This is a genomic window from Sphingobium aquiterrae (assembly GCF_037154135.1).
Taxonomy (GTDB): domain Bacteria; phylum Pseudomonadota; class Alphaproteobacteria; order Sphingomonadales; family Sphingomonadaceae; genus Sphingobium; species Sphingobium aquiterrae.
This window is the reverse complement of the sequence record NZ_JBANFL010000008.1, coordinates 36,395-52,042: the sequence shown is the minus strand read 5'-3', so window position 1 is coordinate 52,042 and position 15,648 is coordinate 36,395. Positions and strand designations below refer to the sequence as shown.

The 15,648-nt window shown below is 65.0% G+C and carries 10 protein-coding genes and 1 pseudogene; 3 read left to right on the top strand and 8 right to left on the bottom strand.

What is annotated here, in order from left to right; translation table 11 throughout:
• The 4 genes and pseudogenes from WFP78_RS10255 to WFP78_RS10240 form a co-directional block, all read right to left on the bottom strand.
• On the bottom strand, positions 1-1,834 hold a 1,834-nt coding region (locus WFP78_RS10255; protein WP_336961441.1), incomplete at its 3' end, for a hypothetical protein.
• A gap of 181 nt (positions 1,835-2,015) precedes the next feature.
• Positions 2,016-2,234, bottom strand: a pseudogene (locus WFP78_RS23415) (BapA/Bap/LapF family prefix-like domain-containing protein); the annotation flags it as partial.
• 411 nt (positions 2,235-2,645) lie between these two features.
• Positions 2,646-3,122 (bottom strand): hypothetical protein, encoded by a 477-nt coding sequence (locus WFP78_RS10245; protein WP_336961435.1) that lies wholly within the window; start codon positions 3,120-3,122, stop codon positions 2,646-2,648.
• Positions 3,123-3,361: 239 nt separating this feature from the next.
• Positions 3,362-4,603, bottom strand: coding sequence for an EAL domain-containing protein (locus WFP78_RS10240; RefSeq protein ID WP_336961433.1), 1,242 nt, complete (start codon positions 4,601-4,603; stop codon positions 3,362-3,364).
• A gap of 252 nt (positions 4,604-4,855) precedes the next feature.
• Here WFP78_RS10240 and WFP78_RS10235 point away from each other — a divergent pair, with 252 nt between their 5' ends.
• Positions 4,856-5,797, top strand: a complete 942-nt coding sequence (locus tag WFP78_RS10235; protein WP_336961429.1) for a tyrosine-type recombinase/integrase — start codon at positions 4,856-4,858, stop codon at positions 5,795-5,797.
• Between the two features lie 530 nt (positions 5,798-6,327).
• On the opposite strand, the gene WFP78_RS10230 is transcribed toward WFP78_RS10235, so the two are convergent.
• Positions 6,328-7,194 (bottom strand): AraC family transcriptional regulator, encoded by an 867-nt coding sequence (locus WFP78_RS10230; protein WP_336961770.1) that lies wholly within the window; start codon positions 7,192-7,194, stop codon positions 6,328-6,330.
• 152 nt (positions 7,195-7,346) lie between these two features.
• Between WFP78_RS10230 and WFP78_RS10225 the strand changes: the two genes are divergently transcribed.
• Together WFP78_RS10225 and WFP78_RS10220 are read left to right on the top strand one after the other, a co-directional pair.
• Positions 7,347-8,120, top strand: a complete 774-nt coding sequence (locus WFP78_RS10225) for an SDR family oxidoreductase (protein WP_336961426.1) — start codon at positions 7,347-7,349, stop codon at positions 8,118-8,120.
• 443 nt (positions 8,121-8,563) lie between these two features.
• Positions 8,564-11,713: a TonB-dependent receptor gene (locus WFP78_RS10220; RefSeq protein WP_336961423.1), complete on the top strand. Its 3,150-nt coding sequence runs from the start codon at positions 8,564-8,566 to the stop codon at positions 11,711-11,713.
• Positions 11,714-12,247: 534 nt separating this feature from the next.
• On the opposite strand, the gene WFP78_RS10215 is transcribed toward WFP78_RS10220, so the two are convergent.
• The 3 genes from WFP78_RS10215 to WFP78_RS10205 form a co-directional block, all read right to left on the bottom strand.
• Positions 12,248-13,588 (bottom strand): M20/M25/M40 family metallo-hydrolase, encoded by a 1,341-nt coding sequence (locus tag WFP78_RS10215; protein WP_336961420.1) that lies wholly within the window; start codon positions 13,586-13,588, stop codon positions 12,248-12,250.
• A gap of 175 nt (positions 13,589-13,763) precedes the next feature.
• Positions 13,764-14,777 carry a FecR family protein gene (locus WFP78_RS10210; protein WP_336961417.1) on the bottom strand — a complete coding sequence of 338 codons (1,014 nt, stop codon included), beginning with the start codon at positions 14,775-14,777 and terminating at the stop codon, positions 13,764-13,766.
• Positions 14,774-15,286, bottom strand: coding sequence for an RNA polymerase sigma factor (locus WFP78_RS10205; RefSeq protein ID WP_336961414.1), 513 nt, complete (start codon positions 15,284-15,286; stop codon positions 14,774-14,776). Before WFP78_RS10205 ends, WFP78_RS10210 begins: the two co-directional genes overlap by 4 nt.
• Between the last annotated feature and the right edge of the window lie 362 nt (positions 15,287-15,648).

Here is a 15,648-nt window from a genome sequence, read left to right as displayed (position 1 = left end):
GCATCAGCATCAGCATCAGCATCAGCATCAGCATCAGCATCAGCATCAGCATCAGCATCAGCATCAGCATCAGCATCCGCGTCAGCATCTGCGTCCGCATCTGCGTCGGCATCCGCATCTGCGTCGGCGTCGGCGTCAGCATCCGCGTCAGCATCCGCATCCGCGTCAGCATCTGCGTCGGCATCAGCATCTGCGTCGGCGTCAGCGTCAGCGTCCGCGTCAGCGTCAGCGTCAGCGTCGGCATCCGCATCTGCGTCCGCGTCAGCATCCGCATCCGCGTCAGCATCGGCGTCAGCATCGGCATCAGCGTCCGCATCGGCGTCAGCATCTGCGTCGGCATCCGCATCTGCGTCGGCGTCGGCGTCAGCGTCGGCATCCGCATCCGCGTCAGCGTCAGCGTCAGCGTCAGCATCTGCGTCGGCATCAGCATCCGCATCCGCATCCGCATCTGCGTCGGCATCAGCATCCGCATCCGCATCTGCGTCGGCGTCGGCATCAGCATCAGCATCAGCGTCAGCGTCCGCATCGGCATCCGCGTCGGCATCAGCATCCGCGTCAGCATCGGCGTCAGCATCCGCGTCAGCATCGGCATCAGCGTCCGCATCGGCGTCGGCATCAGCATCAGCATCGGCATCCGCGTCAGCATCGGCGTCAGCATCTGCGTCAGCATCTGCGTCGGCATCCGCATCTGCGTCGGCGTCCGCGTCCGCGTCCGCGTCAGCATCCGCATCCGCATCCGCGTCAGCATCGGCATCAGCGTCCGCATCGGCGTCAGCGTCAGCATCTGCGTCAGCGTCAGCGTCAGCGTCAGCGTCAGCGTCAGCGTCCGCATCGGCATCGGCATCCGCGTCAGCATCGGCGTCAGCATCTGCGTCGGCATCCGCATCTGCGTCGGCATCCGCATCTGCGTCGGCGTCGGCGTCGGCGTCGGCATCCGCGTCAGCGTCAGCGTCCGCATCGGCATCCGCGTCAGCATCTGCGTCGGCATCCGCATCTGCGTCGGCATCCGCATCAGCATCAGCATCAGCATCCGCGTCGGCGTCAGCGTCAGCATCAGCATCAGCATCCGCGTCAGCATCTGCGTCCGCATCAGCATCAGCATCGGCGTCAGCATCTGCGTCGGCGTCAGCGTCTGCGTCAGCGTCTGCGTCAGCGTCAGCGTCAGCATCTGCGTCGGCGTCAGCGTCAGCGTCAGCGTCAGCATCTGCGTCGGCGTCGGCATCCGCGTCAGCGTCCGCATCGGCATCCGCGTCAGCGTCAGCGTCAGCGTCGGCATCCGCATCTGCGTCGGCATCAGCATCAGCATCAGCATCGGCGTCCGCATCGGCATCGGCGTCGGCATCAGCGTCAGCATCTGCGTCGGCATCAGCATCAGCGTCGGCATCAGCGTCCGCATCAGCGTCAGCGTCAGCGTCCGCATCGGTATCGGCATCCGCGTCAGCATCCGCGTCAGCGTCAGCATCGGCATCAGCGTCGGCGTCGGCGTCGGCATCCGCGTCAGCGTCCGCATCGGCATCCGCGTCAGCGTCAGCGTCAGCGTCAGCATCCGCATCTGCGTCGGCATCAGCATCGGCGTCCGCATCGGCATCGGCGTCGGCATCAGCGTCAGCATCTGCGTCGGCATCAGCATCAGCATCAGCGTCGGCATCAGCGTCCGCATCAGCGTCAGCGTCAGCGTCAGCGTCCGCATCGGCATCGGCATCGGCATCGGCATCTGCGTCAGCATCTGCGTCGGCATCCGCATCTGCGTCGGCGTCAGCGTCAGCGTCAGCGTCGGCATCCGCATCTGCGTCGGCGTCAGCATCGGCATCGGCGTCAGCGTCAGCGTCAGCATCGCTATCATCCCGGGGATGATGATCGTCGTCGCCAGCGACAAGGATAACGCCGCCCAGAGCGGCAAGGCCCGCCAGCGCGCCTGCGGTCGTAATCACATTTCCTGCCCCGCCAGCTGCGGGAACGCCGATCAGGGAGTCCAGGGACTGGATCTCGGAGAACTGAAAATTGGCCAGGCCGTCGCCGTGGTGGCCAAGCCACATGGTGCCGTCATGATCTTCAAGGACGAGCTCGCTTTGGGTGCCGTCGCTGGCGACCACGTAGAAATTATGAATTCGGACGGATTCGCCCGATTTGAGCTGGATGACGAGATCCTGCCCTTCCCGTGCATATGAAGCGATGTCTTCCGGCCCAAGCGGCAATTCGACAACACTGACGGTCGTCAAATCAATATTGGACATTTCGACGGACCGGGCGGCCCCATCGATCTTACTTATTACTTTAGCAGCCATACATCGCCTCCTTTGAACAAGAACTCGATGGGGCGACCACGCCGCCACCTTCGATCATCATCACTGCAGTTGGATGCCCGGCACGCACAGCCGCGCCGAGCCTGGACGTCCGACGCGGCATCACCACCCGCCATCGGACCGTTTTTGCCCGGAGCGGCCCTGATCCCGCTCCGTTCATATTTTCGGCAAAAGGCCGAAATCCGCGCCAAACGCCCCCTTCCGCCCACCCCGGATCGGCGGTCGTGAAACGGCGCGAACATATACGGCGGGGTTCGGCGATCCGCCGCCGCCGCACCGCTCCGGCTCCGGGCGGCGATATCGGGGGGATCGCCCTTCGATCCCGCGGGCCGGAATGGATATTCACCAGCGCACCTCCGCCACCAGATACCAGAGGGCGAATGCGCCGATGCCGAGCCAGAAGAGGAATGCCATCACCACCACCACCGCCACCCATGCGGATGGCCGGTCGGCCTCCAGCGCGGGCGCGCAGGGCAGCGATGCTGCAGGCTGGCAATCTTCCCCGGCCGCGACGCGCACCGGATCGGCAGGATCTTCCTGCTGCGAGCAAACGCGGTGGCGTGCAGTCTTCCGCCACCGCGCCGCTCCCAGACCGAGGGCATTCCGGAGAGGTGCCTGGCGGTCGGAAAGCCCGTATATCGTGGCGGCCATCAGCGCGACGATCGCGAGAAAGAGAAGCGGCGCCCGGAAAATCAGAATCCACAGGACCAGCGGCAGCACGACCAGAGTCAGCCCATGCAGCCAGCCTGGCGCCTTCCGCTCGGCCGGCAGGTCGACCCGCTGCCCATCCGGCGATGCCCGGCGCGCGTCTCCGGCCATCGCCCCAGCGCGCCAGCGGCCCGCTTCCGCGCGGGAGGGCTCGCCCTCCCCCCATGATCCGACGGACATGAGGCCCTGCCCCTGCTCCTGCCCCCACCCGGCATGATGGTTCCGCACGATTCGGCGCGATTCCCGGAAGCGATCGCTCAAGGCGCCGACCTGCCTCAGCCAGGCGTTCACCGCGGCAGGCGCCCATCGGGCGGCGGCGAACCGCGACCATGTCCGGCCCGCAACCCCCGTCACGCCACGGCTCCGCCGGTGAAATGCGCCGTGGCCACATCCGGGAATCGCGACGGCGCGTCCCCCTGCCGGCGGGGGACCGCCCCCATCCATGATCGCACCACGGTGGGTCGGCCCGCATAGGCGCCCTGAATCCAGGCCACGCCCACCTTTTCCGCCAGTGCGCGCTCCGCGTCCGCCTCGACGCCCTCGACAATCACAAGGGGGGAGATCGCATATGCCAGCCCGATCGCATGCACGAAAATCTGGCGGTCGCGTTCCGACTGGAGCGCGCGATGGGTGAAATAGGCGTCGACCTTCACGATATCCGGCGACAGCGCCATCAGCCTGCGGATGGAAGCGAAGCCGACGCCGAAATCGTCCAGCGCGATGCGGCAGCCCAGGCTCCGCATCCGGTCCGCAAAGGCCGTGGCCTGCGAGGGCGCGATCTCTGCCGTTTCCGTTATCTCGATGACCAGGCGCCGCGCAACGTCGCGCCGGCCAAGCAGCCGCTGCTCGATCGCCACCCACCATTGATCGTGGACAGCGCTCAACGCCGAAATATTCGCGGCAAGAACGACCGACGGGTCCGCCTCCAGCTCTTCGAGCACGCGGCCGACGACATATTGGTCGAGAGCCCGGACAAGGCCCAGGCGCTCCAGGGCGCACAAGGCATCCAGCGGCGCGGCGGCATCGGCCCCCGCGCCCGCCTCCCTCAACAATGCTTCATGGTAGAGCACGTCGCCTGGGTTCGACGCGCCGCATATGGCCTGCCAGGCCAGGTCCAGCCGATTGTCGGCGACCATCGCGTACAGCCGCGCCGCCTGTACCATGTCGGAGCGATACCGGTGGACCCATCCGTCATCGGGCCGCGCCAGAGCCTTCGCCAAAGCGGATCGGGGGAATGGCGCGACCGCGTCACTGATTGACGCGGCCGCGCCCGAGCCGGACTCGGAGGCGACCCGCCGGGCTCTAACTGGATGACATGACAGAGCGATATGAATGGGCAAACCGTCGCAGACGACCGGCCGGAAGGCGACCATCGAGCAGAGCGCGAGCGCCACGCCTGCCTTGCCGTCGGCAAGGACAAGCGCCCCGGCAAGCAACCGCGCGGGCAGCAGCACATCGAGCCATTCGTCATCGGCGACAGTCCATCTGCCGATGTCGGCGGCGACAGGATCGGGCTGGCCGATCAGTTCGCCCAGAAGCGCGATCACATGGCTTCGGGCACGCCCACAGGCCCTGGGCCCATAGGCCGCCATGACCTGCCACCAATTGTCGATCCGAACGGTAAATTCGGACCCTACAGCCTCAGCGCATGGCGCCTGTGGCTGCTGCGGACAGCAATTTTCTGACCGATGATCCCGCCCCTGCAGATCCGCCATCTTCGCCCCCCGATATCGGGCGGAAGGTCCACCTGATTCTGTGACGGAATAGCCAAAACTGTATCAACCAAAGGAAATCAGGGGTTTAGCAACTTTTCAAACCCTACGCCGTTGTCACCGAAACCGACGATGGAGGGCGGCAAACAAATGCCTTGGACGATGTATAATAGAGACGGCCAACGAAAATATCTCACGAAGTCCGAACGAGAGGCATTCCTTCGAGTTGCCAAGAAACATAGCGAAACAGTCCGTACGTTCTGCTGGATCATGGCGGCAACCGGATGCCGTATCTCCGAAGCGTTGGCGCTTACGAGGAGGAACATCGATTTCGAGGCGAAGCATGTCATCATCGAATGTCTGAAGAAGCGCGGGAGGCAGGTGTTCCGGGCGATTCCGCTCCAGTCCGACCTGCTTGTACATCTGAAGGGACTGATCGACGGCAGCGCGGCGTCAGGCGGGCGTCTGTGGCCATGGTCCCGGATGACGGGCTATCGGCGCATCTGCGAGATCATGAGCGAGGCCGGCATCAGCGGTGGGCATGCGACGCCCAAGGGATTGCGGCATGGCTTCGGCGTCTACGCGATCCAGTCCAAGGTGCCGCTGAACCTGGTCCAGCGCTGGCTAGGGCACGCCGATATCAAGACGACGGCGATCTACACCAGCGCCATGGGGCCGGAGGAACGGGAAATCGCTGCCAGGATGTGGGATGAGAGCCCCGCGGAGACCGGCGCGGCGCCAAGACGATCGAGAAGTCACGCCAAGAAGGCTTCGCGCTGCACGGAAGGTAACGAAACGCATTGCTGCTCATGTTCCCATTCAGCATCCTGCGCCGGCGCGGGGAATATCTTGAAAAAATCGGATAACCCGATGGATATCCTGAACGATTTTACCGACTTGCTGGAAATCGACAGAAAAGGCCGCACAGATTTGGAGCCTTCTTGCCATCTGATACAGTTTTGGCTAAACTGTCTCCGCAGATATGCTTGTATACCATCGACTTTCTCCGATTTTATTGACCGCCGCGCGACACCGCTGATCCTGCCCTGGCACAAGACGCCGACCAGTCCCTAGCGCCTCACCTGTGACACAGGTCTGCATCCGATATTTTTCCTGGAACGGACGGTCGGGCCACCGCAGACGCATCAAAAGCTGACAGGCGGGCAAGCCATCGAAGGCCCCGCCCATTTCCGCTTACCCCGCCAGCCGTAGCGTGCCGGTCGGGTCGATGGGGCGTGTCCGTCGTCCGGCGGCATCATACCGCCCCCAATCGCCACGAGAGCGGGCTCAAGGCCTAAGACCGTCATTCCGTTCCAAAGCGATGGACATCACAGTCAGCATCTAGACGGAGGATTATGAACAAAGTCCGAAGATTTTGAAAGAGGGCCGGATATTCTGCAAGGCGCAGCCACGGCACAGACCGGCATGGTTCCGATGGTAATCGAGGACGGACCGAAAGGCGCCCGCAGCCCGGTACCGGAGCGAACCTGCCCGGGCCGCGGTGCCGGAACGATTCGCGCATGGTCGCAAGGCGCCCGGCCCCGGCGCCGCGAAAACAAGGCGCTGGCACGCGGCGACGTCGCCACGGGCGACGGGAGCAGGCCCTATTCCCGGTGGCGACGACGCCATTGGGTGGGGCTGGCCCCCATATGCTTGCGAAATGTCGATGTCAGATGGCTGTGGCTTGCAAAGCCGGTGGCGAGCGCGATCTCCGTAATCGTTCCCTGGCCGCCAAGGAGCATCATCCGGACGCGCGCAAGGCGGCGTTCGATCACATATTGGATGGGCGTGGTTTCGAAGGCCGCGCGAAAGGCGATCAGGAAATTATGGACGCTGCGCTGCATGAGGTCCGCCATGCGTTCGAGCGAAAGCGCATCCCCAAGATTGTCGTCGATATAGCTGCGCAGATGGCCCTGCTCCCTTATCGAAAAGCTGGCGGGCAGCCCGATCTGCTCGCGCACCGTATCGCCGAGCGCATATTCGCGCAGCAGGTGGTTGCGCACCGCCTCCGAGAGATTTTCCGCCAGCATATGCCCGACATCGTCCCTCGCATCGATCAGCGAGGCGAGGCGCTCGCCGACCTGCCACAGGAAGGGGTCGCTCCCGGCGATCACCGGCCGCAGATCGGCATTGCGATAGTCGGGCATGCGCGCGGGAATCTGGATCTCGATGAAACGCGCCAGATCCCCCAGCGCCAGCGCGGCATAGCGCCACCCCGCCGGGATCAGCCAGATCCCTCCGGGCTCGGGGAGTATCTGGCTGCGGGGACCATTTTCGAAGACCGTCTCCATCGACGCCATCTGCCCGGCCGCATGGATGACGAGCACATGGCGATCCTGTGCGAAGGTCCATTCCGTCGGGCGGCGGATATTCTCGATCGCCGTTGAAACGGCGATGCCCCGCCAGTGCGCGCTGCTGCGGGCCACGACCTGACGCGGATGGCCTGCCCGGCGGCCCTGCTCTTCATGCATGTTCAAGAAGCCCCGCCTCCACCGGCCCGCAAGGAACCGGCCTGTGAGGAATTTGACAATGAACCGAGGCATTTGAAAGCAAAAAGCGCATCTTCCCCTTATGCCCCGGCCTCTGAGAACAAACCGGCAAAGGTTTGAGCGGGAGACACATGATGACCGATCACAATATCAAGAACAAAGTCGTCCTTATTGCGGGCGGCGCCAAGAATCTGGGTGGGCTGATCGCCCGCGACCTGGCCGAACAGGGCGCGCAGGCGGTGGCGATCCACTATAACAGCAGCCATGCAGGGCCCGAGGCCGAGGCAACCGTGGCGGCGATCGAGGCGGCCGGGGCAAAGGCGGTGGCGTTCCAGGCCGATCTGACGACGGCGGGCGCCATGGAAAAGCTCTTCGCCGATACCCTCGCCACGGTCGGCCCTCCGGATATCGCGATCAACACCGTCGGCAAGGTCCTGAAAAAGCCCATCCTGGAGATCAGCGAGGCCGAATATGACGAGATAAGCGCGGTCAACGCCAAATCGGCCTTCTTCTTCCTGCAGGAAGCCGGGCGCCATGTCAGGGACAATGGCAAGATCGTCACCCTGGTGACGTCGCTGCTGGGCGCCTACACCCCCTTCTATGCCGCCTATGCCGGCACCAAGGCGCCCGTCGAGCATTTCACCCGCGCAGCCTCGAAGGAATTCGGCGAGCGCGGCATTTCCGTGACGGCAATCGGCCCCGGTCCGATGGACACGCCCTTCTTCTATCCCGCCGAGGGCGCCGACGCCGTCGCCTATCACCGGACGGCGGCGGCCCTGTCGCAATTCTCCAAGACGGGCCTGACCGATATCGAGGACATCGTGCCCTTCGTCCGCTTCCTCGTTTCCGACGGCTGGTGGATGACCGGCCAGACCATTCTGGTCAATGGCGGCTACACCACGAAATAAAATGGGAGCCTCCCCGGGTCGGCCGCCGGCGCCATGGGCGTCGGCGGTATCCGCATCCTTTCCCATTTGCCCATCCGACATGAAGAACCGGCATATCATCGGTTGAGGGGGGGACAGCTTGCGCTTTTGGCGGCGCGGCAAAGCCCCGGCCCCGCGCGCGGCGTCAGTTGCGCCATCCAACGGATCGGGAGCCCGATCGCGCATTCACCCGGCCGGTTGGCGCGGCCGGGAAATCCATGGTCCGCGCGCCCCTCCTCCAGATCGGATCGCGAACGGCCAGCCGCCTTCGATACCCGGCCACCGCCATGTGACATTTTTTTGGCGGGATCGGGGACCCGCTGCGTCTCACGGAGTGGAAACCGCGATCAACGCGGCTTGTGGGGGTTTACATGCGCAACAGGGGGCGATTCTCGATCCATAACTGTGGCTCGTCGGTGGCGGCAATGATGATATGCCTTGCGGCCACGCCGGTGGCGGCGGCCCAGCAGATGCGAAGTTTCGACATTTCCGCCGGCGATCTGGGGCGCGCGCTCAACGCCTTCGCCCAGCAGGCGAACCAGCAGATCATCTTCTCCAGCACCTTGGTGGCGGGGAAGCAGACGAAAGGCATTCGCGGCAGCCTGGAGCCCCGCGCCGCCTTGCAGGCCCTGCTGCAGGGCAGCGGCCTGCGCGCCGAGGGCGGCGCCATCCTCACCCTGCGCAAGATCGGCGGGGCCCAGCCTGCAACGGTCCGGCGCCAGCCTGTGAGTTTCGAGAGCATGGCGGCGGCGGTGGCCGGCGTCCAGGAAAGCGCGAATGGTTCGGCGTCCGGCATCGCGGCCGCGCCGGTGGAGAACGCCCCGCCTTCCGATGCCGAAGTGATCGTCACCGGCTCGCGCATCGTGCGCAACGGCAACGACGCCCCGACGCCCACCACCGTTCTGAGCGCGGAGGACATCGCGGAGCGCGCGCCGACCAATATCGCCGACTATATCAATCAGCTGCCGTCGATGGGAACGGGCAACAGCCCGCGCACGACGACCGTATATGCCAATGCCACAGGCGGCGCGAACCAGATGAACGCGCGTGGGCTGGGCGTGACCCGCACGCTGACGCTGCTCGACGGCCGCCGTGTCGTGGGCTCCGGCATGTCGCCGGCGGTGGACATCAATCTACTGCCGCAAAATCTGGTGCAGCGCGTCGATGTGGTGACGGGCGGCGCCTCGGCGGCCTATGGATCAGACGCTGTGGCCGGTGTCGTCAACTTCATTCTCGACACCAATTTCACTGGTCTCAAGGGCAGCATCAACCTCAGCCAGACCGATTATGGGGACGGCAGGGTCTTCTCCGGCGATCTGGCATGGGGCGCGAAATTCGCGGGGGGCCGGGGCCATATCCTGCTGAGCGGTTCCTATTTCAACGGCCAGGGAATCGATTTCGCCGATCATCCCCGGGACTGGTATCAGCCGGGCTACCAGCTGCTGAACAACCCGAGCTGGACGGCGACCAACGGCCAGCCGGGCCAGATCGTGCGTTTCGATGGCGGCAGCACCGCCACGTCGGGCGGCGTGATCGCCGCGGGGCCGCTGAAGGGGATGGCGTTCCTGCCGAACGGCCAGATCGGCACGTTCGTCTTCGGGCCGATCCAGCAGGGCCAGTTGCAGGCCGGCGGCACGGTGGAACCCTCCTCCCAGTCGCGCGGATCGCTGCTGCCCGACGACCGGCATTGGAGCATCTTCGGGCATGCCAGCTATGAGCTGACCGACAATATCAACGCCATTTTCGAAGCGAGCTACGCGGGGAACGATACGGTCAACTGGTCGGCGGTCTACACGCGCCAGGGTTCCACCGCCATCGCCGTCTCCCGGGACAATCCCTTCCTCCCCCTGGCGACGCAGCAGGCGATGGATGCGGCGCGCGTCACCTCGTTCCAGATGGCCCGGTCATTCTATGACATGGTGAACGACCCCGACAGCCATATCGGCCAGGCGGGCTACAACCGGCGTCAGGACCGCATCCTGGCCGCGCTGGAGGGGTCGTTCCTCGACAGCGGCAAATGGCGCGCCTATTACCAGCGCGGCCACAGCAACGTGTGGTACACCCGCGACAACAACATCATCCTGGGCCGCTTCAACCAGGCGATCGACGCGACCGCCAATCCGGCGACCGGCGGCGTGCCGGGCATGGCGGCGGGCGCGCCGGTCTGCCGCTCCACGCTCGCCAATCCGACCAATGGCTGCGTGCCGATGAACCTGTTCGGCGAGGGTGCGCTGGGCGCCGCGTCCATCGCCTGGGTCACGGGCGCCAGCGAAGGGTTGCAGACGCGCCAGGATCTCGATTTCTACCAGAATGTCTGGTCGATCGACGGCCAGTACAATCCCTTTTCCACCTGGGCCGGGCCGGTCTCGATCGCCGCAGGCTTCGAATATCGCAAGGAGTCCTTCTCCTCGACCGCCGACGATTATTCGCTGCAGTCGCTGTGGAACGTGGGCAACTACAAGAACGGCGCCAACGGCTATAATGTGAAGGAGTTCTTCGGCGAAATCCTGGTGCCGCTGCTCAAGGATTCGGCGATCGCGAAGAGCCTGGACTTCAACGGCGCGGTCCGGCGGACCGATTATTCGACCAGCGGCGCGGTCACGACCTGGAAGGCGGGCCTGAGCTGGGCGGTCAACAGCGACCTGCGGCTGCGCGGCACCCGCTCGCGCGACATCCGGGCGCCCAATCTCAACGATCTGTTCGCCCCGAGCAGCCAGTTCGTGAACGCCTATCTGGATCGCACCCAGCCCGGCAGCCCACAGGTGCCCAACATCACGCTGAGCGGCGGCAATCCGCTGCTGAAGCCGGAAATCGCCGACACCTGGACGGCGGGCGGCATCTACGCCCCGGCGTGGCTCCCCGGCTTCAGCCTCTCGGTGGACTGGTACAAGATCGACATCAAGGATGCGATCACCGGAGTGGGTGCCCAGACGATCATCGACATGTGCTATGGCTATAACCGGCCGGTGAATCCTGCAGCCTGCGATTCGATCATCCTGGCGCCGGGCGCGACCAATCTGGTCAACGCCACCATCTATACCAGCGGTATCAACGCGCAGAATGTCGCGGTGGAAGGGATCGACTATGAGGCGAGCTATCGCACCACCCTCGACCGGATCAGCAGTGCGTTGCCCGGCGCGATCAACCTGCGCCTGCTGGTGTCGCAGCGGCTGAAGGACGAGACCAACCTGCCCGGCGACGTGTCTCCCGCGAACCTGGGCACCTATGGCAGCCTGAAGTGGCGCGGCATGTTGACGACCACCTATGCCGTCGGCCCGAGCCGCACGACGCTCACGACGCGCTACCTGGGCAAGGGCGTCGCCAGCAACCAGCCGGAGACTAGCCGCACCGGCATTCCCGACCAGTATAATCATATCCCCGCGGTGTGGTATTTCGAGCTTGCCGAGAATTATGACATCTCGATCGGCGGCCACAAGGTGACGCTGTTCGGCGTGGCGGAAAATCTCTTCGACCGCGATCCCCCGCCGATCCCCAATGGCCGGGCGTTCGGTTCGGATGCTCCCTATGACCTGCTCGGCCGGACCTACCGCGTGGGCATGCGGTTCAAATTCTAGAGTGTTTTCAGGATGACCGTAAAACGGTCATCCGGTTCGAAAACGCTCTGGTCTTTGTTGTCGCATTTTCCGAGCCATTGACCGTAAACGGTCAATTTGAAAATGCTCTAGGACGCTTGGAATCCCCCGCCCCTCGTCATCCCGGCATGGGCCGGGATGACGAGATGCCGATCCCATGACGATATGGGCGGCACATCCCCTCCCCCGGCGAAAGCCGGGGTTTCTTTTTGCCTGACGACCCGGAAAATGCGGAAAACGCGAGCGGATAACGAAAAGGCCGTGCCGGTTGCTTCCCGATACGGCCTTCGTTCCGTCTCGGAGGCGCCTCGCGGAGGAAACCCGTTCCAGGTCGAATCGACAATCAGCCTTTCACTACCTCTCCCCTTGATAGGGGGAGAGGATAGCGGAGCTTGGCAGCTTGGAGAGAGATAGAGCGGAGCACAGCTCCGACTAAGCCTTTGCTATGCAAAGACTGAGCCTACGCAACCCTCTCCCCTCAAAAGGAGAGGGAAGAAGGTTGAATGTCGGTCCGTTCTAGCGCCGGCGGCGAGGCGGCAATCCGCCGAATGTGGTCAGGCTTTCGGCGCCGTTCGCGGCGAGCGATGCGACGCCGACGAAATTATCGTCCACGGTCACGCCCTTGAGCATGGTCTCGGCGGTCTCGCCACCCGTCACATCGACATGATCGGTCCATTCGGACTTGTCGGCGCGGCGCCAGGAGATGCGGTAGCCCGCGGCGCCGGTGACAGGCGTCCAGCTGACCTTGGTCCCGATCGGGGCCTGCCCGAAAGCCTCGCCCCCGCTGGCGAACGCCTTGCCGAGCGTCACCGTCACCGGTGCAGCGGGCGCAGCGGCGAGGCGGCGGAGCGTGGCGACGTTGATTGCCGTCACCTTGGCCAGATAAGGGAAGTCCATCTTGTCCGGCGTGTCGCCATAGCCGGGGCGAAGATCCTGGTGCTGGGCCGCGAAGTTTTCGATGCCGACCGAGAACCGCACGGCGGCGGGGAAGCCGGCGTCGAGGAACGCCGAATGATCGCCGCCGCGCCCGAACCGATCCGGACGGTTCACGGCAAGCACCTCCAGCGCGCCCGGCATGGCTTGCGCAACGGTGCGGATGGTCCTGGCAAGCGCGCGCGAGGGGCCGTCATTCTCGCCGCCGCTGGCGCGACGGGCGAGTTGCGCCTCGATCGGCTCGGCCGCCTCGATCCCTTCGGAAAAGACCCGCACGCGATCGGCGACGACCGTTCCGTCGGTCCCCACGGTGTTGCCGACGATATCGTTGTTGAGCACCGCGCTCACGGTCCAGCCTCGCGCCTTGGCCGTTTCGGCAAGCAGCTTGCCGCCCATCAGCCCCTGTTCCTCACCCGAGAGCGCGGCATAGACGATGGTCGCCGCGAACTTCTCCTTCGACAGGAGCCGCGCGGCTTCGAGCACCAGCACCGTGCCCGATCCATCGTCATTGGCGCCGGGCGCATCCGCGGTGATGTTCATCACATCGGTGACGCGGCTGTCGATATGCCCCATCACGATCACGACGCGCGTTGGGTCGCTGCCGGGCTGGATGCCCAGGACGTCGACCACATTCACGCCATTGGGCGCACGCTCGTTGGTGAAAACGCGCTCGACCGTGGAGACCTGGACACAGCCGCCGCACTGCTTGCCGATCTTTCCCATCTCCCCCGCGAACCAACGCCGCGCCGCGCCGATCCCGCGCCTGGGATCATTCGGGTCGGAGAGTGTATGCCGCGTGCCGAAGCTGACCAGTTTCTCGACATCGGCCTTGAGCCGGGCGGGATCGGGCGCGTCCTGGGCGGCGAAGGCAGAGGTGGCGGCGGGCAGCAGGAAGGCTGCAAGGGCAAGAGATGAGTATCGCATTAACGTCAGCCTATCCTATCGATCTCGTCGCGATCACGCGAACCGGGAATGTCCATGGCGCATCTGGCGGAGGCTTGCCCCGCCCGGTCATCCGACCGTTCGACATGCCGCGGCGCACGATGTTCGCGGTCATGCCCAACTCCTCGCTGCCCTACATCTCCCCCACTCCCCTTTGCTATTCGGCGACCGGCTCCGGTCTCCTGGAGACGAAGATCCGCCCCTGGTCGTCGTTGCGCACCTCCACCGGCAGCGCGATCTGCAGCACGGCGATGAAGCCGGCCTGATTGCCCGTGCGGAACATGCCGTTGATCCGCAGGTCTGCCACCGCGGGATCGACGACGATCTTGAGATGCGAATATTGGTTCATTTCCTCGACGGCGCTGGCAAGCGGCTCGTTCTCGAAGAAGACCTGCCCGTCGGCCCAGCTGAGCGCCTTGTCGGTATCGACGGTCCGCAGTTCGGGGGAAGCCATGCCGGCGATTTCCACAAGTTGCTGGCGCGGCTTCAAGATCTGCTCGGCCGATCCCTGGCGGGGCTGCACCGGCCGGACCGCCACCCTGCCCTCGGCCAGCGTCACACGCAGCTCGCGCGGGGAGAGGCGGACGTCGAACACGGTGCCGAGCGCGGTGATGGTCCGGTCCCCCGCCCTGACGACGAAGGGGCGCTGGCGGTCCTTGGCGACCTGGAACAGCGCCCGCCCGGACAGCAGGGTGATGTCCCGGCGCGCCTTGCCGAGGCGCACCAGCAACCGCGTGCTGGAATCCAGCGTGGCCACCGATCCATCGGCCAATGTCACCCGGATGCGTTCATCCGGCGAGGTCGCATAGACCGTGTCGCCATGCAGCAGCGCGGCGATTTCGGCGCCCCGTTCCGTCTGGGGGGCGACAACCAGCATCAGCAGCAGCATGGCGGCGACCGCGAGCGCGATGGCGGACGCGACGCGCCGCCGCCTGCTCTGATGGACGCTGTTGCGCGCCTCGTCGCGCAGCGCGCTCAGTTCCGGCAGCTTGGCATGGGCCCGCAACATCGACAGCGCCGCCTGCAGACGATCATGCGCGGCCTGGTGCTCGGCATCTTCCTGCAGCCAGGCCTGGAACGCGCGGCGGTCGCGGAAGGTCGCCTTGGCGCCGCGCAGGCGCGCGTCCCACGCCGCCGCCGCGTCTTCCACCTCGTCAAGGCGCCTGCTCATCGGACCTTCTGGAGGCGATAGAGGAGGTGGCTGTTGGCCTTCGCCATATGCTTCTCGACCGTGCTGAGCGACAGCCCCATGCGGCGCGCGATCTCGACCTGGGCGACACCGTCGAAATGATAATGGCTGAACACGATGCGCACCTTTTCGGGCAGTTCATAGATCGCCGCGATCATGATCTGCAACGCCTCCCTGCTCTGCAGGATGCGTTCGGGCGAGAAACCCGCCTCGTCCTCGATGTCGAAACCCTCCGGCGCAGGCGTCACGATACTGCGGACGCTGTCGCGACGGTTCTTGTCGCGCAGGACATTGGCGGCGACCTGGAAGATATAGCCCTGGATATTGACGATGGTGGCAAGGTCCTGCCCGGCCAGGCGGCTGAAGACATCCTGCACCAGGTCGTCGGCATCCTCCCACCGCCCGGCCCTGCGCTGGAAGAAACGCAGCAACGGCGTGCGATACTGCGCGGCTACTTCCTCAAGCCGTGGATGCCTGGCGGCAGCTGACATGCGCGGTCCTCCCGCACCGTAAGACGAAACACCGCCCCCATCCCGTAAAGAAAAATCCAGGCGGCGATGTCAGGGCGATCCAGCCAGCGTCCGTCGGGATGGCCAGCGCACCGGGCGCGGGAAATGCCCGACCGGTCCGGAGAGGCGCGCGGAAGCCAGCTACGGAAAATATGGCACGCCACGCTGGATGGAACCGATAGCGATGCGACGCACCGCCCATTGCGCCAGCGTCGGCGCCTGCCGCCTTCATCCACCCCGCCGGCATATATTCAAGCCACGCAAGCGGACATGCCCGTCGCTCAAGACCGTCCAGCAACAATCGCCCGAATCCGCGAAACGTGCAGCGATGATCGGCATCTCGC